The sequence below is a fragment of the Streptomyces sp. NPDC043812 genome (genome assembly GCF_056436245.1).
Genome location: NZ_JBWKCY010000012.1, coordinates 169,482 through 186,762 on the forward strand (window position 1 = coordinate 169,482; position 17,281 = coordinate 186,762).

At 70.9% G+C, this 17,281-nt stretch carries 17 protein-coding genes; 8 read left to right on the plus strand and 9 right to left on the minus strand.

Annotated features, from left to right (window positions below; all coding sequences use genetic code 11):
- Positions 1-68: 68 nt before the first annotated feature.
- Positions 69-704, plus strand: a complete 636-nt coding sequence (locus tag AC067Z_RS19520; protein WP_478790784.1) for a TetR/AcrR family transcriptional regulator — start codon at positions 69-71, stop codon at positions 702-704.
- A gap of 34 nt (positions 705-738) precedes the next feature.
- Here AC067Z_RS19520 and AC067Z_RS19525 read toward each other — a convergent pair whose 3' ends face one another.
- The 5 genes from AC067Z_RS19525 to AC067Z_RS19545 all read right to left on the minus strand — a co-directional run bounded on the left by AC067Z_RS19525 (position 739) and on the right by AC067Z_RS19545 (position 4,301).
- Complete coding sequence (locus AC067Z_RS19525; protein WP_478790785.1) at positions 739-2,439, minus strand: acyl-CoA mutase large subunit family protein; 1,701 nt, start codon at positions 2,437-2,439, stop codon at positions 739-741.
- A 78-nt stretch (positions 2,440-2,517) separates the two neighbouring features.
- Complete coding sequence (locus tag AC067Z_RS19530; protein WP_478790786.1) at positions 2,518-2,847, minus strand: DUF3817 domain-containing protein; 330 nt, start codon at positions 2,845-2,847, stop codon at positions 2,518-2,520.
- 53 nt (positions 2,848-2,900) lie between these two features.
- Positions 2,901-3,410 (minus strand): MarR family winged helix-turn-helix transcriptional regulator, encoded by a 510-nt coding sequence (locus AC067Z_RS19535; protein ID WP_478790787.1) that lies wholly within the window; start codon positions 3,408-3,410, stop codon positions 2,901-2,903.
- 253 nt (positions 3,411-3,663) lie between these two features.
- Positions 3,664-3,957, minus strand: a complete 294-nt coding sequence (locus tag AC067Z_RS19540) for an MTH1187 family thiamine-binding protein (RefSeq protein ID WP_478790788.1) — start codon at positions 3,955-3,957, stop codon at positions 3,664-3,666.
- Positions 3,954-4,301, minus strand: a complete 348-nt coding sequence (locus AC067Z_RS19545) for a DUF3817 domain-containing protein (protein WP_478790789.1) — start codon at positions 4,299-4,301, stop codon at positions 3,954-3,956. Before AC067Z_RS19545 ends, AC067Z_RS19540 begins: the two co-directional genes overlap by 4 nt.
- Positions 4,302-4,464: 163 nt before the next feature.
- On the opposite strand from AC067Z_RS19545, the gene AC067Z_RS19550 reads away from it, so the two are divergent.
- The 4 genes from AC067Z_RS19550 (at position 4,465) to AC067Z_RS19565 (ending at position 7,126) form a co-directional block, all read left to right on the plus strand.
- Positions 4,465-5,097: an AIM24 family protein gene (locus tag AC067Z_RS19550; RefSeq protein ID WP_478790862.1), complete on the plus strand. Its 633-nt coding sequence runs from the start codon at positions 4,465-4,467 to the stop codon at positions 5,095-5,097.
- Positions 5,097-5,747, plus strand: a complete 651-nt coding sequence (locus AC067Z_RS19555) for an AIM24 family protein (RefSeq protein ID WP_478790790.1) — start codon at positions 5,097-5,099, stop codon at positions 5,745-5,747. The genes AC067Z_RS19550 and AC067Z_RS19555 overlap by 1 nt, the downstream gene beginning before the upstream one ends.
- Positions 5,744-6,526 carry an AIM24 family protein gene (locus tag AC067Z_RS19560; RefSeq protein WP_478790791.1) on the plus strand — a complete coding sequence of 261 codons (783 nt, stop codon included), beginning with the start codon at positions 5,744-5,746 and terminating at the stop codon, positions 6,524-6,526. The genes AC067Z_RS19555 and AC067Z_RS19560 overlap by 4 nt, the downstream gene beginning before the upstream one ends.
- Positions 6,527-6,649: 123 nt before the next feature.
- Positions 6,650-7,126, plus strand: coding sequence for a MarR family winged helix-turn-helix transcriptional regulator (locus tag AC067Z_RS19565; protein WP_478790792.1), 477 nt, complete (start codon positions 6,650-6,652; stop codon positions 7,124-7,126).
- Positions 7,127-7,159: 33 nt separating this feature from the next.
- Here AC067Z_RS19565 and AC067Z_RS19570 read toward each other — a convergent pair whose 3' ends face one another.
- Together AC067Z_RS19570 and AC067Z_RS19575 are read right to left on the minus strand one after the other, a co-directional pair.
- Positions 7,160-8,590 carry a sensor histidine kinase gene (locus tag AC067Z_RS19570; protein ID WP_478790793.1) on the minus strand — a complete coding sequence of 477 codons (1,431 nt, stop codon included), beginning with the start codon at positions 8,588-8,590 and terminating at the stop codon, positions 7,160-7,162.
- Positions 8,587-9,252, minus strand: a complete 666-nt coding sequence (locus AC067Z_RS19575; protein WP_478790794.1) for a response regulator transcription factor — start codon at positions 9,250-9,252, stop codon at positions 8,587-8,589. The genes AC067Z_RS19570 and AC067Z_RS19575 overlap by 4 nt, the downstream gene beginning before the upstream one ends.
- A 114-nt stretch (positions 9,253-9,366) precedes the next feature.
- Between AC067Z_RS19575 and AC067Z_RS19580 the strand changes: the two genes are divergently transcribed.
- Positions 9,367-9,870, plus strand: coding sequence for a PepSY domain-containing protein (locus AC067Z_RS19580; protein WP_478790795.1), 504 nt, complete (start codon positions 9,367-9,369; stop codon positions 9,868-9,870).
- 414 nt (positions 9,871-10,284) lie between these two features.
- Here the strand turns inward: AC067Z_RS19580 and meaB are convergent, their stop codons facing one another.
- On the minus strand, positions 10,285-11,241 hold the full coding sequence (meaB, locus tag AC067Z_RS19585; protein ID WP_478790796.1) for a methylmalonyl Co-A mutase-associated GTPase MeaB: 957 nt from the start codon (positions 11,239-11,241) through the stop codon (positions 10,285-10,287).
- A 14-nt stretch (positions 11,242-11,255) separates the two neighbouring features.
- On the minus strand, positions 11,256-12,458 hold the full coding sequence (locus AC067Z_RS19590) for an acetyl-CoA C-acetyltransferase (protein WP_478790797.1): 1,203 nt from the start codon (positions 12,456-12,458) through the stop codon (positions 11,256-11,258).
- Positions 12,459-12,602: 144 nt separating this feature from the next.
- On the opposite strand from AC067Z_RS19590, the gene mce reads away from it, so the two are divergent.
- Positions 12,603-13,031 (plus strand): methylmalonyl-CoA epimerase, encoded by a 429-nt coding sequence (gene mce, locus AC067Z_RS19595; RefSeq protein ID WP_100109188.1) that lies wholly within the window; start codon positions 12,603-12,605, stop codon positions 13,029-13,031.
- A 167-nt stretch (positions 13,032-13,198) separates the two neighbouring features.
- On the plus strand, positions 13,199-17,173 hold the full coding sequence (gene scy / locus AC067Z_RS19600) for a polarized growth protein Scy (protein WP_478790798.1): 3,975 nt from the start codon (positions 13,199-13,201) through the stop codon (positions 17,171-17,173).
- Positions 17,174-17,281 lie beyond the last annotated feature (108 nt).

Consider the following 17,281-nt stretch of genomic DNA (forward strand, 5'->3'; position numbering starts at 1 on the left):
ACCCGTGTGAGATTTCCCCGGTGAACTGGCTCACAGCGTTCTGCTTACCGGCCGGTATCGTCTCGGCCATGTCCAGCAGCATCCGGCCGAACACCGCCCGCGGGAGCCGTACGGGCCGGCCTCGCAGCGCCGAGGCCGACGCCGCGATCCTCGCGGCCACCCGCGCCTCGCTCGTCGAGCTGGGCTGGTCGAAGCTGACCATGGGCGATGTCGCCACCCGGGCGGGGGTCGCCAAGACCACGCTCTACCGGCGCTGGGCGAACAAGAACGAACTGGTCGTCGACGCGGTCGCCGTGCTCTTCGACCAACTCGAACTCCCCGACCGCGGCAGCCTCGTGGCCGACGTGGAGGGCGTGGTGCTCCAGTTCGCCGAGCTGCTGGCGCAGCCCGAGACCAAGACGGCGCTGATGGGTGTCGTCGCGGAATCGACCTGCGACGACGCGCTGCGCGGCCGGATCCGCTCCGCGATCGTCGAACGGCAGAAGCGGCTGGTGGTGGAGGGCCGGGAACGCGCTCAGGCCCGTGGCGAGCTTCCTTACGAGGACGACCCCGGGGCGGAAGCCCGCAACACGGACCTGATCTTCGACGTGGTGGCGGGCGCGGTGGTCCACCGGGCGCTGGTGAGCGCGGAGCCGGTGGACGCGGAGTGGGCCCGCCGGTTCACGACCCTGCTGGTGTCCGGGCTCCGCTCCCTGGCCGCCTGAGGGCCGGGAGCGGACCGGCCGCGCCGGACCCGGCTCAGAAGCCGGGCGGCTCCGTGTACACGCCCCACTCGTCGCGCAGCACTCCGCAGATCTCGCCGAGTGTGGCCTCCGCACGGACGGCGTCGAGCATCGGCACGATCATGTTGGAACCGTCGCGGGCGGCCGTGAGCATCGCGTCCAGCGACGCCTTGACGCGCGCCTCGTCCCGCTTGCCCTTGCGCTCGCCGAGCACGCGAACCTGCTCCCACTCGACCTCGTGGCTGACCCGAAGGATCTCCAGGTCGCCCGTGACCGAGCCGTGGTGGACGTTGACACCGACGACGCGCTTGTCGCCCTTCTCCAGGGACTGCTGGTACTGGAAGGCCGACTCGGCGATCTCGCCGGTGAACCAGCCGTCCTCGATACCGCGCAGGATGCCGGAGGTGATCGGTCCGATCGGGTGCTTGCCGTCGGGGTGCGCCCGGCGGCCGCGCTCCTTGATCTGGTCGAAGATCTTCTCGGCGTCGGCCTCGATGCGGTCGGTGAGCTGCTCCACGTACCACGAACCGCCCAGCGGGTCCGCGACGTTGGCGACCCCGGTCTCCTCCATCAGCACCTGCTGCGTGCGCAGGGCGATTTCGGCCGCCTGCTCGGACGGCAGCGCCAGGGTCTCGTCGAGGGCGTTGGTGTGCAGGGAGTTGGTGCCGCCGAGGACGGCGGACAGGGCCTCGACCGCGGTGCGCACCACGTTGTTGTACGGCTGCTGGGCGGTGAGCGAGACACCGGCGGTCTGGGTGTGGAAGCGCAGCCACTGCGCCTTGTCGGTCTTCGCCCCGTACACCTCCTTCATCCAGCGCGCCCAGATCCGGCGCGCGGCGCGGAACTTGGCGATCTCCTCGAAGAAGTCGAGGTGCGCGTCGAAGAAGAAGGACAGGCCGGGGGCGAACGTGTCGACGTCCAGGCCGCGGGACAGGCCCAGTTCGACGTAGCCGAAGCCGTCGGCGAGGGTGTACGCGAGCTCCTGCGCGGCCGTCGCCCCGGCCTCACGGATGTGATAGCCGGAGACCGACAGCGGCTTGTACGCGGGGATGCCCTGAGCGCAGTGCTCCATCAGGTCGCCGATCAGGCGCAGATGCGGCTCGGGCTGGAAGAGCCACTCCTTCTGCGCGATGTACTCCTTGAAGATGTCGGTCTGCAGCGTGCCGTTGAGCACGGCCGGGTCGATGCCCTGGCGCTCGGCGGCGACCAGGTACATGCAGAAGACGGGAACGGCCGGGCCCGAGATCGTCATGGACGTCGTCACGTCGCCGAGCGGGATGTCCTTGAAGAGGACCTCCATGTCGGCGGCGGAGTCGATGGCGACACCGCAGTGGCCGACCTCGCCGAGCGAGCGCGGGTCGTCGGAGTCGCGGCCCATCAGCGTCGGCATGTCGAAGGCGACGGAGAGCCCGCCGCCGCCGTTGGCCAGGATCATCTTGTAGCGCTCGTTGGTCTGCTCGGCATTGCCGAAGCCGGCGAACTGGCGGATGGTCCAGGTGCGGCCGCGGTAGCCGGTGGCGTGCAGTCCACGGGTGAAGGGGTACTCACCGGGCCAGCCGATGCGCTCGAAGCCCTCGTAGCTGTCCCCGGGCCGCGGCCCGTAGACAGGCTCGACCGGGTCCCCGGAGAGCGTGGTGAAGTCGGCGTCCCGCTTGCGGGCCTTGTCGTAACGGGCCTGCCAGCGTCGGCGGCCTTCCTCGATCGCGTCAGCGTCCATACCTCGAATTTACTAGGACGTCCTAGTAAATGTCGATGGCAAACGGGTGCGAGCCGCGCTCGCACCCGTTTACGGGACCTACGCCTCGGCCTTGACCGGGGCCGTGCCGTCCGTGATCAGCGCCCGCGCCTCACGGCTGACCTTCGGCTCGACGAAGAACGAGGCGAAGGGGATGCAGCCCGCGGCCAGCACCCACAGCAGCTTGCCGAACGGCCACTTCGCCTTGGAGCCGAGGTCGAAGGCGAAGACCACGTAGACGATGAACAGCACACCGTGGATCTGCGAGATCAACATGGTGTCGCCGGTGTCGAACCCGTACTTCAGGACGATGGCGCCGGTGAACACGAGGAGCCACACGGCGGTGACGTACGCCATCACCCGGTAGCGGGTCAGCACATTCGCTTTCATGGCATCGAGCGTAACCGGGGGTCAGGGGCGATCTTCGCCGGGGCTGCCCGGGGCTACTTCTCGTCGAAGTCGTGCGCGGCGACCCGCAGCGGGCGCAGCATCGCGAAGATCTCCGCGCATTCCTCGGAGTCGTACGTCCCGAGCCCGAAGTCCATCTCCATCAGCTCGCGGGTGGCCGCCTCGACGACCTCCCGGCCCTTGTCGGTGATGGAGGCCAGGGTTCCGCGGCCGTCGTTGGGATTGGGCCGCTTGTCGACGAGACCGGATTTCACGAGCCGGTCGACGGTGTTGGTGACCGAGGTCGGGTGGACCATCAGCCGCTCGCCGATCTTGGACATCGGCAGTTCACCGGCCTTGGAGAAGGTGAGGAGCACCAGAGCCTCGTAACGGGCGAAGGTCAGCCCGTACGGCTTGACGACGGCGTCGACCTCGGCGAGCAGGATCTGGTGCGCGCGCATGATGGAGGTGATCGCCGCCATCGACGGCACGGGCCCCCACCGCTGCTGCCAGAGCTCGTCGGCACGGGCGATGGGATCGAAGGGGAGGCTGAGCGGCTTCGGCACGGCACGACCTTACCCACTGGTCACATGGTGGTCAGCCCTGTCTCGCCTTTCGGTCGGTTCCCTCCTTCGGCCCAGCCCGCTGCCCGGTTGCAAGGTCAACGGCGCCGGGAGCGCTCCACGTGGAGGCGGACCGCCCGCCCGATGCCCCACCAAGGCCGAGCGCCTCGAACGCCACGACGGCTCCGCCGGCTGCTCGAGTGGGCGCGGAAAAGCCCCCGGCCGGTGGGCCGGGGGCTTGCGCGGGCGGCGACGGTCAGGCGGACAGATGGCGCTCGACCGTGGCGACCTTGGAGGTGAGGCCGTCGGTCACCCCCGGGCGGATGTCCGCCTTGAGGACCACCGAGACGCGCGGGGCGCGGGCCTCGACCGCGGCGACCGCGCGCTTGACCACGTCCATCACCTCGTCCCACCCCCCCTCGATCGAGGTGAACATGGCGTCGGTGCGGTGCGGCAGCCCGGAGTCGCGGACGACACGGACCGCGTCGGCGACGTACTCCCCGACCTCCTCGCCCACTCCCAGCGGCGTGACGGAGAAGGCGACGATCATGCGGCGTCGACCTTGCCCTCTTCGCGGGCGCGGGAGGCGATCACGGCGTCCTCGGCCTCGCGCTTGAGCTTGCGCTCGGCGAAGAAGCCACCGAAGGGCAGGACCGAGAGCACGAAGTAGAGGACGGCGGTCTTCACGTTCCACTTGGTGCGGTTCCAGGCGTCCAGCCAGAACAGGACGTAGAGGATGAAGAGCACACCGTGGATCGCCCCCATGACCGGGACCGCGTTGAACTCCGTCGTGCGCTTGAGCACCGAGCAGACGAGCAGCAGCAGGAACGACACGGCCTCCGGTGCGGAGACCAGCCGGAGGCGGTGGAGGGAGGAGGCGGTCTTGATGTCCACTTCAGGCACCTTCGTTGGGAGGGGGAACAGCGATCTTGTGAACACATGCACAAGCGTCCGCATCATTGTGGCAGCTCACTTTGCGAAGCCTTTATCAGGGTCCGGATCCTCCTTGCGGACCCTGTGCGGGGAACAGATCACCGGATAACGTCGCTCCGTGGCAATGTTCCGACTCCAAGGCAGCAAGGTGCTCGCCGTCGACATGACAGGCGACACCGTCAAAGCGAAGAACGGCTCGATGGTCGCCTACGACGGCCAGATGGCCTTCAAGAAGATGTCCGGCGGCGGTGAGGGCATCCGCGGGATGGTAACCCGCCGGCTCACCGGCGAGCAGATGACCGTGATGGAGGTGAAGGGGCAGGGCACCTGTTACTTCGCCGACCGGGCGAGCGAGATCAACCTCGTGCAGCTGCACGGCGACAAGCTCTACGTCGAGTCCAGCAACCTGCTGTGCACAGACGGCGGGCTGCGCACGGGCACCACATTCACCGGGCTGCGTGGCGCCTCGCAGGGCAACGGGCTGTTCACGACGACCGTCGAGGGCACGGGCCACGCGGCGATCATGTCGGACGGCCCGGCCGTGATCCTGCGCGTGACCCCGCAGTACCCGCTCTCCGTCGACCCCGGCGCGTACATCGCCCACCAGGGCAACCTGCGTCAGGACTTCCAGTCGGGTGTGACCTTCCGCACGCTGATGGGCGAGGGCGGCGGCGAGGCGTTCCAGATCCGCTTCGAGGGTGACGGACTCGTCTACGTGCAGCCGAGCGAGCGGAACACCGTGGGAGGGGACGTCTGATGCCGTTCCGCGAGATCAACTCGAGGATGGTCGAGGCGACGATCGCCCCCGGCCAGAAGATGTTCAGCCAGCGCGGCGCGATGCTCGCCTACAAGGGCGACGTCTCCTTCACGCCGAACATGCAGGGCGGCCAGGGCGGCCTGATGTCGATGATCGGGCGGCGGGTGGCCAACGAGGCGACGCCGCTGATGACGGTGGAGGGCCAGGGAACGGTCATGTTCGGCCACGGCGGCCACCACATCCAGGTCATCCAGCTGACCGGCGACACCCTCTACGTCGAGGCGGACCGGCTGCTCGCCTTCGACGGGTCGCTGACGCAGGGCACGATGTTCATGGGCTCGCAGGGGGGGGTCATGGGCATGGTGCGCGGACAGGTCACCGGCCAGGGCCTGTTCACCACGACCCTCAAGGGGCACGGCGCCGTCGCGGTGATGGCGCACGGCGGGGTGATCGAGCTGGCGATCACCCCCGGCCGGGCGGTCCATGTCGACCCCCAGGCGTACGTCGCCCACCACGGCGACGTACGCAACAAACTCTCCACCGCGCTCGGCTGGCGCGACATGGTGGGGCGCGGCTCGGGCGAGGCGTTCCAGCTGGAGCTGAGCGGCAGTGGTGCGGTGTACGTCCAGGCGTCGGAGGAGAAGCTGTGAGCACGCCCGTCATTCACGACCCGGCGACGCTGCCGAGCGACGACAACGTCAACGCGTACACCTTCTGCGTGGAACTCAAGGGCAGTCAGTGGTTCCTGCAGAAGGGCAAGATGATCGCCTACTACGGGAGCATCGACTTCAACGGAATCGGCCACGGCCGGCTCGACCGGCTGATGCGGACGTCGTTCCACTCGCCCCTGCACGCGAGCGACTGGGTGGTGGCCGAGGGCAGCGGGAAGATGCTGCTCGCCGACCGCGCCTTCGACGTGAATTCGTACGACCTGGAGAACGGCAATCTCACCATCCGCTCGGGCAATCTGCTGGCGTACCAGCCCACGCTGGCACTGAAGCAGTCGATCGTGCCGGGCTTCCTGACCCTGATCGGGACGGGGAAGTTCGTGGCCGCGTCCAACGGGCCCGTGGTGTTCATGGAACCCCCGATCCGGGTGGATCCGCAGGCCCTGGTGGGGTGGGCGGACTGTCCGTCGCCCTGCCATCACTACGACCACGGCTACATGTCCGGGGTGATGGGCGGCCTGCGGGCACTGACCGGGATCGGCGGAGCGTCGGGCGAGGAGCACCAGTTCGAGTTCGTCGGGGCAGGGACGGTGCTGCTTCAGTCGAGCGAGGCACTGATGGCAGAGCAGGCGACGGGCGTGATCACATCGGAACCGGGCGTTCCAGGTGGTGGCGGGCCTCTCGGCGGCGCGGGGCAGCACGGATCCGGACCGCGCCTTCCCGGCCAGCTCGGAGACCTCCAGCGTCGCTTCGGGCTGTGAACGGTAGTCTGCGGAGTGTGACGTCGAACGTCTGCGCCCCTGGTACTCCCTACGGCACCCGGGTGCCAGACGTCACACCCCCCGACTTCGTCCGCTTTTCAACTTCTTAGGTAGAATCCATATATGGAGACCGAGACGGCCACTCGCTGGCTGACCGACAACGAGCAGTGCACCTGGCGCACGCATCTGGAAGTCAACAAGCTGTTGATGCACCAGCTCGAGAAGGACCTCCAGCCGTTCGGCCTGACCAACAACGACTACGAGATCCTGGTCAACCTCTCCGAGTCGGCGGACCGGCGCATGCGGATGAGTGACCTCGCCGCGGCCACGCTGCAGTCCAAGAGCCGCCTCTCGCACCAGATCACGCGCATGGAGAACGCCGGGCTGGTGCGGCGGGAGAACTGCGAGTCGGACCGGCGCGGCCTCTACGCCGTGCTGACCGACGACGGCGTCGCCACCATGCAGAAGGTCGCGCCGCACCATGTCGCCTCCGTACGCAAACACTTCATCGATCTGCTCACCCCCGAGGCGCTCGCCGATCTGCGCGAGTCCCTGACCCCGGTCGCCGAGCATCTGCGCGGCCGGCGCGGCAAGCTCTGACTCCTCCGCGGCACCCGGACCCGGTCCGACCCGTCACCGGGTGCCGTGCGGCCGCGCCTTCGGCAGTGCGAGCTCGAAGAGAGCGCCACCCGCCGACGAGCGGGAGACCGTGAGCGTGCCGCCGTGCCGGCGGGCGACGTCGCGGGCGATCGCCAGGCCGAGACCGGCACCGCCCTCGTCACGGCTGCGGGCGTCGTCGAGCCGTACGAAACGCTCGAAGATCCGCTCGTGTTGAGCCTCCGGCACGCCCTCGCCGTCGTCCCCCACCGCCAGCACGACCCGGTCGCCCTCCGCCCGCACCTCCGCCGTGACCGACGTGGCCGCGTGACGCTGGGCGTTGTCCAGCAGATTGGTCAGCACCCGGGCCAACTGGCCGCGTGATCCCTCCACTTCCAGGCCGTCCGAGGCGGTCACCTCGACCGGGACCCGGTCGCCGGTCCTGCGTTCCGCCTCCTCACGCAGCAGCCGCGCCGGATCGAGGCGGGTCGCCGCCGGGCGCTCCCCCGCATCCAGCCGCGCCAGCAGCAACAGGTCCGCGGCCAGCTGCTGAAGCCGTACGGTGTCCTGGACCGCGCCCGGCACATCCAGCAGGTCCGGGTGCGCCGCGCCCACTTCCAGCTGTGTGCGCAAGGACGCGATGGGGCTGCGCAGTTCGTGCGAGGCATCCGCGACGAAGCGGCGTTGACGCTCCACGGACGCCTCCAGCGCCGCCAGCGTCTCGTTCGTCGTTCGTGCCAGCCGGGCCACCTCGTCGCGTGAGCCCGGCTCGGGGACACGGCGGGACAGGTCCTCGGACGCGGTGATGGCCGCCATCTCGCTCCTGATGCCCTCGACGGGGCGCAGCGCACGGCGGGTCACCAGCCATGTCACTCCGCCGACGACCACGAGCAGCAGCGGCAGGCCGACGAGCATCGCGTCGCGGACGGTGTCGACGGCGTCCTGTTCCGTCGCCAGGGGTGCACCGGCGTGGACGGTGTACGTCTGCTGCCGGCCGGAGGTCACCTCGACAGCGGCGAAGCGGTAGTCGGCACGTTCGCCGTCGACGGTCGCGGTGCCGGAGCTGAAGCGCGGCTCGTCGTTCGAGACCTCGCCACGGGCGGGGTCGTCGTCATCGTCGTCATCGTCGTCGTCCACCCCGGCCGGGGCGGACGGTGGCTGCGGGGCCACGCCGCTGGTGCCGGTACCGGAGATCGCTTCCAGATGGTCGCTGACCGCGACCACGCGCCCGTCGTCGGCAACGATCTGCACGGGCTGCTCCTCGCCGTCCGGCAGCTCCAGGCGGTCGACGGGGATGTCCGTCGCGATCTGGGAGGCGACCTCGCGTGCCGTGATCTCGGCCTGCAGATCCGTCCGGTCGATGAGGCTGGACCGCAGCGCCAGCAGGACGGCGGCCCCCGCGGCGAGCAGGGCCACGGCGACGACGAGGGTGGCACCGAGGGCCGCCCGTGCCCGTACGGACCTCATGACGCCGCCACGAGCCGGTATCCGGCACCGCGGACGGTCTGGATGCGGCCGGCGCCGAGCTTCCGGCGCAGGGCGCTGATGTAGACCTCGACGATGTTCGGGTCGCCGTCGTAGGCGAAGTCCCAGACGTGCTCCAGGATGTCGGGCTTGCCGATCACCTCGCCTGCGCGCGACGCCAACTGTTCGAGCACCGCGAACTCCTTGGCCGTCAGCGTCACTTCGTCCTCCCCGCAGTACACGCGGCGGGCGGCGGTGTCCACGCGCATGTCGCCGACCGCCAGCACGGGCGATGCACCGGTGCGGCCGCGGCGGCGCAGCAGCGCCTTCACCCGGGCCACGAGGACGACGTACGAGAAGGGCTTGGTGAGGTAGTCGTCGGCGCCGGTGTCGAGTCCCTCGGCCTCGTCGTACTCCCCGTCCTTGGCGGTGAGCATGAGGATCGGCACGTCGTTGCCCGCGGCGCGGAGGGCGGCGCAGACGCGGTAGCCGTTCATGCCGGGGAGCATGATGTCCAGCACGACGAGGTCGTGCACGCCCTCGGCGGCACGGTGCAGCCCCTCCAGACCGTCGTGGACGACGTCCACGGCGAACCCCTCGGCCGTCAGTCCCCCGGCGAGGGACAGGGCGAGCCGCTTCTCGTCCTCCACGATCAACAACCTCATGGGATCAGGGTCGCAAACCGCGGCTGAAGATCTCTTCAGGTGACTTCAGGCTGGGTTCAGCATGCCGCAGCGAGATTGGTTCCGTCGCAACCGAACGACTCGGGAGGAACCCACATGAAGCGCAATCTGGTGATCGCGACGGTCACAGCGGCGGTACTGGTCGGCGGCGGGGCGTACACGGCGGTGGCCGTGGCGGCGGACGACGCGAGCCCGTCGTCGTCGCAAGCGGCGACTTCGCTGTCCGCCCCCGGGGCAGCCGTGACGGCCGACGACCGGGACGACCGGGACGACCGGGATGACAAGGACGACCGCGACGACCGGGACGACCGCGAGGCGGTGCGTGCCGCGACCGTGGATGCCCGGCAGGCTGCGGAGGCGGCGCTGAAGTCCCACCCGGGTGCGACGGTGACGTCGGTCGACTTCGACGACGACCGGGACGACAAGAACGACCGGGACGACGACGACCGCGGTGGGCCGGCCCACTGGGACGTCGAACTCCGCGACGACAAGGGCCACGAGATCGAGGTGGCGGTCGACGCGAAGACGGCGAAGGCGACGACGGAGAAGGCGGACGCGGACGACGACGGCTCGGACGACCGCGACGACCGCGACGACTGACGCCCTCCTGAACCACGTGGGCCGGTGGCGGGTGCTGGTGCCGGGGCCTCCGGAGGAGGCTACCCGGACTGCTTTCCCGTACTTGCGTCGCACCGGACTCACGACGCCTTACGTCCGGGCACCCCCCTCCTCCGACCCCGTCCCCCTCACGCCGGACTCGACCGTTGCGGCCAGTGGTCGTCGCCGATGGCGGGATTCGCTGCCCATAGGGGGCGTGTGCGGGGCGGCCGGTGGTCCCGGACGGGGACGGATTCGCCCGCTGCAACGGGGCGGGTGCGTGCGGTCCCGTCACTGGTACGGGGTGCGCAGGGGCGTGTGCGGGACGTGGAGCGTCGTACGTACGGAAGCGGTCCCGCGCACGAGCCCGGAGTGGCCCGGGCTCCAGGAAACGGGAGCCGGGCCCAGGCCCTCGGGCTACGACTGCGTCAGGCCCGCCACCAGCTCGTCCGCCGCCCGGTACGGGTCCAGCTCGCCCGCCACGATGCGCGCCGCCAGCGCGCCGAGGCGGCGGTCTCCGTGGAGGTCGCCGATGCGTTCGCGCAGGGCCGTGACCGCGATCGTCTCGACCTCCGTGGCCGCCCGGCTGGCCCGGCGTTCGGCGAGCACGCCGTGCTCCTCCATCCACGCCCGGTGCTTCTCCAGCGCCTCGACGACCTCGTCCACGCCCTCGCCCCGCGCCGCGACCGTCTTCACGATCGGGGGGCGCCAGTCTCCAGGGCCGCGGGCCTCGCCGAGGCCCAGCATGTGGTTCAGCTCGCGGGCCGTCGCGTCCGCGCCGTCCCGGTCCGCCTTGTTGACGACGTACACGTCGCCGATCTCGAGGATGCCCGCCTTCGCCGCCTGGATGCCGTCGCCCATGCCGGGCGCCAGCAGCACCACCGACGTGTCCGCCTGGGAGGCGATCTCCACCTCGGACTGGCCGACACCCACCGTCTCGACGAGGATCACGTCGCAGCCGGCCGCGTCGAGGACACGGATCGCCTGCGGTGCCGCCCAGGCGAGGCCACCGAGGTGGCCGCGGGTGGCCATCGAGCGGATGTAGACACCCGGGTCGGACGCGTGGTCCGACATCCGGACCCGGTCGCCGAGCAGCGCCCCGCCCGAGAAGGGCGAGGACGGGTCGACGGCGAGGACGCCGACCCGCTTTCCGGCCCGCCGGTAGGCGGACACCAGTGCCGACGTGGATGTCGATTTGCCGACACCCGGCGAGCCCGTGAGCCCGACGACGTACGCGCCGCCGGTCAGCGGCGCCAGCGCCGCCATGACCTCGCGCAGTTCCGGGGACGCCCCCTCCACGAGTGAGATCAGCCGGGCAACCGCACGCGGCCGGCCTTCCCTCGCCTGGGCGACCAGCTGGGGGACGTCCACCATCACTCCTGCTCCTCCTACTTGGCCGGGACGCGGACGATCAGCGCGTCGCCCTGACCGCCGCCGCCGCACAGTGCCGCCGCACCCACACCGCCGCCGCGCCGCTTGAGCTCGAGCGCCAGGTGCAGAACGACGCGCGCGCCGGACATGCCGATCGGGTGGCCGAGCGCGATCGCGCCACCGTTCACGTTCACCTTTTCCGGCGTAACGCCGAGGTCCTTCATTGACTGGTGCGCAACCGCGGCGAAGGCCTCGTTGATCTCGATGAGGTCGAGGTCCTCGACGCCGAGGCCCTCCTTCTTCAGCGCGTGCCGGATGGCGTTGGAGGGCTGGGACTGCAGGGAGTTGTCGGGGCCGGCCACGTTTCCATGGGCGCCGATCTCCGCGATCCACTCGAGGCCGAGCTCCTGGGCCTTGGCCTTGCTCATCACGACGACGGCCGCGGCGCCGTCCGAGATCTGCGAGGACGTACCGGCGGTGATGGTGCCGTCCTTCGCGAACGCGGGGCGCAGCTTGCCCAGCGACTCTGCCGTCGTCTCGGCGCGGATGCCCTCGTCCTTGGAGAACAGGATCGGGTCGCCCTTGCGCTGCGGGATCTCGACGGGCGTGATCTCCGCCTCGAAGAGGCCGTTCTTCTGCGCGGCGGCTGCACGCTGGTGGGAGAGCGCGGCGATCTCGTCCTGCACGTCGCGCGGGATACCGAGGCGGGTGTTGTGCTTCTCCGTCGACTCGCCCATGGCGACGTTCTCGAAGGAGTCGGTCAGGCCGTCGTAGGCCATCGCGTCGAGCATCTCGATCGCGCCGTACTTGAAGCCCTCGCGGGACTTCGGCAGCAGGTGCGGGGCGTTGGTCATGGACTCCTGGCCGCCGGCCACGACCACGTCGAACTCGCCGGCGCGGATCAGCTGGTCGGCGAGCGCGATGGCGTCGAGACCGGAGAGACAGACCTTGTTGATGGTGAGCGCGGGGACGTTCATGGGAATGCCGCCCTTGACCGCGGCCTGGCGGGCCGGGATCTGCCCCGCCCCGGCCTGGAGCACCTGGCCCATGATCACGTACTGCACCTGGTCGCCGCCGATGCCCGCACGGTCGAGGGCGGCCTTGATGGCGAAACCGCCGAGGTCGGCGCCGGAGAAGGACTTGAGCGAGCCGAGCAGGCGGCCCATGGGCGTACGGGCACCCGCGACGATCACCGACGTGGTACCGGTCGTTCCAGACATGTGCACGATCCCCTTTCAGCCGCAGCTGAGGAGTGAACGAGGGTTTACTCAAATGTACTGAGCGGTACTGCTCCAGGTCACCGGGCAGCCGGTGTGACGGCGCGCACGTTGCGTAACCGCCCGTCGGGGCGCTGCACTGGGGAAATGCTGACGCGAATCGACCACATCGGAATCGCCTGTTTCGACCTCGACAAGACTGTTGAGTTCTACCGTGCGACCTACGGCTTCGAGGTCTTCCACTCCGAGGTCAACGAGGAGCAGGGCGTCCGGGAGGCCATGCTCAAGATCAATGAGACGTCCGACGGCGGCGCCTCCTACCTCCAGCTGCTGGAGCCCACCCGCGAGGACTCCGCGGTGGGCAAGTGGCTGGCCAAGAACGGCGAGGGCGTCCACCACATCGCCTTCGGTACGGCGGACGTGGACGCGGATGCGCAGGACATCCGGGACAAGGGTGTGCGGGTGCTGTACGACGAGCCGCGTATCGGCTCCATGGGATCGCGGATCACCTTCCTGCATCCCAAGGACTGCCACGGCGTTCTCACCGAACTCGTCACCTCTGCAACGGAGCACTGACCCGGCGGATTCCCGGCCCGGTAGAGTGGGCGGTTCCGGGCCGGGGCCGGGTCGGGGCCGTGCCGCGTCTCCGTCGTTGATCTGTCACCATTCCCCGGGGGGCCGTTCGCCGGCGAACGGTGCTCGTTTGGAGACAGTTGCGACCAGGGGACGGATGGGACCGCGCAGTGCGGGGCTACGAACGCCAGGAGAGCCACCGAGCTGACGACGACCACCTCTCGCGGTTCGAAGCCGAGATGGACCGGCTGAAGACCGAGCGGGAGAAGGCCGTCCAGCACGCCGAGGACCTCGGCTACCAGGTCGAGGTCTTGCGTGCCAAGCTGCATGAGGCACGCCGCAATCTCGCCACCCGTCCCGCGTACGACAGCGCCGACATCGGCTACCAGGCCGAGCAGATGCTGCGTAACGCGCAGATCCAGGCCGACCAGCTGCGTTCGGACGCCGAGCGGGAGCTGCGCGACGCGCGGGCGCAGACCCAGCGCATCCTGCAGGAGCACGCCGAGCACCAGGCGCGGCTGCAGGCCGAGCTGCATGCCGAGGCCGTGCAGCGCAGGCAGCGGCTCGACCAGGAGCTGTCCGAGCGCCGGCAGACCGTCGAGTCCCACGTCAACGAGAACGTCGCCTGGGCCGAGCAGCTGCGCGCCCGCTCCGAATCGCAGGCCCAGCGGCTGATGGACCAGTCCCGCGCGGAGGCCGAGCAGTCGCTCGCCGCCGCCCGTGCCGAGGCCACCCGGATCGCCGAGGAGGCCCGCAGGCGGCTCGGTTCCGAGGCGGAGTCCGCCCGCGCCGAGGCCGAGGCGATCCTGCTGCGCGCCCGCAAGGACGCCGAGCGGCTGCTGACCGCCGCGTCCAACCAGGCGCAGGAGGCCACCACCCACGCCGAGCAGCTGCGTTCCTCGACCAGCGCCGAGTCCGACCAGGCGCGCCAACAGGCCGCGGAGCTGAGCCGGACCGCCGAGGCCCGGATGCAGGAGGCGGAGGAGAAGCTCCGCGAGGCCCGCTCCGAGTCGGAGAAGCTGCTGACGGAGGCCAAGGAGTCCGCGGCCAAGCAGTTGGCGTCGGCGGAGTCGGTCAACGAGCAGCGCACCCGTACGGCAAAGGCGGAGATCGCGCGGCTGGTCGGCGAGGCGACCAAGGACTCCGAGGCGCTGAAGGCCGAGGCCGAGCAGGCACTCGCCGACGCCCGCGCCGAGGCCGAGAAGCTGGTCGCCGCCGCTGCCGACACGGCACGCACCGCCGCCGCCGAGGACTCGGCGGCGCATCTCGCCAAGGCCGCCCGCACCGCCGAGGAGGTGCTGACCAAGGCGTCGGACGACGCCAAGGCCACCACCCGGGCGGCGAGCGAGGAGGCCGAGCGGATCAAGCGCGAGGCCGAGTTGGAGGCGGACCGGCTGCGCGGCGAGGCCGCCGAGCAGGCGGACCAGCTCAAGGGCGCAGCGAAGGACGACACCAAGGAGTACCGCGCCAAGACGGTCGAGCTGCAGGAGGAGGCGCGCCGCCTGCGCGGCGAGGCCGAGCAGCTGCGTGCCGAGGCGGTCGCCGAGGGCGAGCGGATCCGTGGTGAGGCGCGGCGCGAGGCCGTCCAGCAGATCGAGGAAGCGGCGTCCACCGCCGAGGAACTGCTGACGAAGGCACGCACCGACGCCGACGAGCTGCGGGCGAAGGCGTCCGGCGACAGCGAGAAGGTGCGCACCGAGGCCATCGAGCGCGCCACGACGTTGCGCAAGCAGGCCGAGGAGACCCTGGAGCGCACCCGCGCCGAGGCCGACCGGCTGCGCGCCGAGGCCGAGGAGCAGGCGGACGGTGTACGGGCGGCGGCCGAAGCGGCCGCCGGTGAGCTGCGCGAGGAGACCGAGCGCGGTGTCGAGGCGCGGCAGGCGGAGGCCGCCGACGAGCTGAGGCGGCTGCACACCGAGGCCGAGACCCGGCTCAGGAGCGCCGAGGAGCAGCTGTCCGAGGCCCGCACCGAGGGCGAGCGGATCCGCCGCGAGGCGGCGGAGGAGACCGAGCGGCTGCGCGGCGAGGCCGCCGAGCGGCTGCGTACGCTCCAGGCGCAGGCGGAGCAGGAGGCGGAGCGGCTGCGCACCGAGGCCGCCGCCGACGCGTCGGCGTCCCGCGCGGAGGCCGAGGCCGTCGCCGTACGGCTGCACAGCGATGCGGCCACCGAGGCGGAGCGGCTCAAGAACGAGGCGCAGGACACCGCCGACCGGGTGCGGGCGGAGGCCGCGGCCGCCGCCGAACGTGTCGGCGCCGAGGCTGCCGAGGCACTGGCCGCTGCGCAGGAGGAGGCGGTCCGCCGCCGCCGGGAGGCCGAGGAGACCCTCGATTCGGCCCGCTCCGAGGCGGGGCAGGAGCGCGAGCGCGCCCGCGAGCAGAGCGAGGAACTGCTGGCTTCCGCCCGCAAGCGGGTCGAGGAAGCGCAGACCGAGGCACAGCGCCTGGTGGAGGAGGCCGACCGGCGCGCCACGGAGATGGTGTCGGCGGCCGAGCAGACCGCCCAGCAGGTGCGCGACTCGGTCAACGGACTGCAGGAGCAGGCCGAGCAGGAGATCGCCGGGCTGCGCAACGCCGCCGAGCACTCCGCCGAACGCACCAGGACCGAGGCGCAGGAGGAGGCGGACCGGGTCCGCGCCGACGCGTACGCGGAGCGGGAGCGGGCCTCCGAGGACGCGGCCCGGCTGCGGCAGCGGGCGCAGGAGGAGACCGACGCCGCGCAGGCGCTGGCCGAGCGGACCGTCGGCGACGCCATCACGGAGTCGGACCGGCTGCGGGCCGACACCGCCGAGTACGCGCAGCGGATGCGTACGGAGGCGTCGGACGCGCTCGCGGCCGCCGAGCAGGATGCGGCACGGGCGCGTGCCGAGGCACGCGAGGACGCGAACCGGATCCGTTCAGAGGCCGCCACGCAGGCGGATCTGCTGATCGGCGAGGCCACGAGCGAGAGCGAGCGGCTGCGCACCGAGGCCGCCGACGTACTGGCCGCCGCCGAGGCGAACGCGACCCGGCTGCTCACCGAGGCCGAGCAGATCAAGGTGGACGGCGAGGCCGAGGTCGAGCAGATGCGCGCGGCCGTGCGCAGCGACCGGGAGCAGGTGCTCGACGAGGCGCGGCAGGCCGCGGACAAGCGGCGTGCCGACGCCGCCGCCCAGGCCGACCAGCTGATCGGCGAGGCGAGCGGGGAGGCGGAGCGGCTGCGGGCCGAGGCCGCCGAGAACGTGGGCACCGCGCAGCAGGTGGCCGAGCGCATCGCGTCCGAGTCGCAACGGGTCAAGGCGGATGCCGAGGCGGAGGCCGACCGGATGCGGGCCGAGGCCCGTGCCGAGGCCGACCGGATGCTCGACGAGGCACGCGAGGCGGCGGCCAAGCGCCGTGCCGACGCCGCCGAGCAGGCGGACCAGCTCATGGCCAAGGCGCAGGAGGAGGCGCTGCGCGCGGCCACCGAGGCCGAGGAGCAGGCCGACACCATGGTGGGCGCGGCCCGCAATGAGGCGGAGCGGCTGGTCGCCGAGGCCACCGTCGAGGGCAACTCGCTCGTGGAGAAGTCCCGTACGGACGCCGACGAACTGCTGGTCGGCGCGCGCCGGGACGCGACGGCGATCAGGGAGCGCGGCGAGGAGCTGCGGGCCCGGGTCGAGGCCGAGATCGAGGAGCTGCACGAGCGGGCCCGCCGGGAGACCGCGGAGCAGCTGAAGACGGCCGGCGAACGGGTCGACAATCTGGTCAAGGCGGCCGAGGAGCAGCGCGCCGACGCCGAGGCCAAGGCCAAGCAGCTGGTGTCGGAGGCCAATTCGGAGGCCGGCAAGGTCCGGATCGCCGCCGTGAAGAAGGCCGAGGCGCTCCTGAAGGAGGCCGAGACCAAGAAGGCCGAGCTGGTCCGGGAGGCGGAGCGCGCGAAGGCGGAGGCCGACAAGGAGGCCGAGCACACGATCAGCGAGGGCAAGCGGGAGCTTGATGTGCTGGTGCGCAGGCGCGAGGACATCCAGGCCGAGATCTCGCGAGTCCAGGACGTGCTGGAGGCGTTGGAATCATTCGAGGCGCCCGGGGGTAAGGCTTCGGCCAATGGCGGCTCCGGGGCGGGGGCGGTCAAGGCGGGCGCATCAGCAGGGGTTACACGTTCGAGTGGCAAGTCGTCCGACGGCTAGCCACTCAAAAGGCTGGACATTCTCCATACCAAACCGGCATCCGCTCGATGACACGCCGCTTCCACCCCTAGGATTCCCCCTAACACCTCACCGGTCTCATTCGACAGG

What these genes read in the sequence shown, in the direction of transcription:
- AC067Z_RS19520 (WP_478790784.1), top strand. Translation starts at nt 69, where the DNA reads ATGTCCAGCAGCATCCGGCCGAACACCGCCCGCGGGAGCCGTACGGGC.
- AC067Z_RS19525 (WP_478790785.1), bottom strand. Translation starts at nt 2,439, where the DNA reads ATGGACGCTGACGCGATCGAGGAAGGCCGCCGACGCTGGCAGGCCCGT.
- AC067Z_RS19530 (WP_478790786.1), bottom strand. Translation starts at nt 2,847, where the DNA reads ATGAAAGCGAATGTGCTGACCCGCTACCGGGTGATGGCGTACGTCACC.
- AC067Z_RS19540 (WP_478790788.1), bottom strand. Translation starts at nt 3,957, where the DNA reads ATGATCGTCGCCTTCTCCGTCACGCCGCTGGGAGTGGGCGAGGAGGTC.
- AC067Z_RS19550 (WP_478790862.1), top strand. Translation starts at nt 4,465, where the DNA reads ATGTTCCGACTCCAAGGCAGCAAGGTGCTCGCCGTCGACATGACAGGC.
- AC067Z_RS19555 (WP_478790790.1), top strand. Translation starts at nt 5,097, where the DNA reads ATGCCGTTCCGCGAGATCAACTCGAGGATGGTCGAGGCGACGATCGCC.
- AC067Z_RS19565 (WP_478790792.1), top strand. Translation starts at nt 6,650, where the DNA reads ATGGAGACCGAGACGGCCACTCGCTGGCTGACCGACAACGAGCAGTGC.
- AC067Z_RS19570 (WP_478790793.1), bottom strand. Translation starts at nt 8,590, where the DNA reads ATGAGGTCCGTACGGGCACGGGCGGCCCTCGGTGCCACCCTCGTCGTC.
- AC067Z_RS19575 (WP_478790794.1), bottom strand. Translation starts at nt 9,252, where the DNA reads ATGAGGTTGTTGATCGTGGAGGACGAGAAGCGGCTCGCCCTGTCCCTC.
- AC067Z_RS19580 (WP_478790795.1), top strand. Translation starts at nt 9,367, where the DNA reads ATGAAGCGCAATCTGGTGATCGCGACGGTCACAGCGGCGGTACTGGTC.
- meaB (WP_478790796.1), bottom strand. Translation starts at nt 11,241, where the DNA reads ATGGTGGACGTCCCCCAGCTGGTCGCCCAGGCGAGGGAAGGCCGGCCG.
- AC067Z_RS19590 (WP_478790797.1), bottom strand. Translation starts at nt 12,458, where the DNA reads ATGTCTGGAACGACCGGTACCACGTCGGTGATCGTCGCGGGTGCCCGT.
- mce (WP_100109188.1), top strand. Translation starts at nt 12,603, where the DNA reads ATGCTGACGCGAATCGACCACATCGGAATCGCCTGTTTCGACCTCGAC.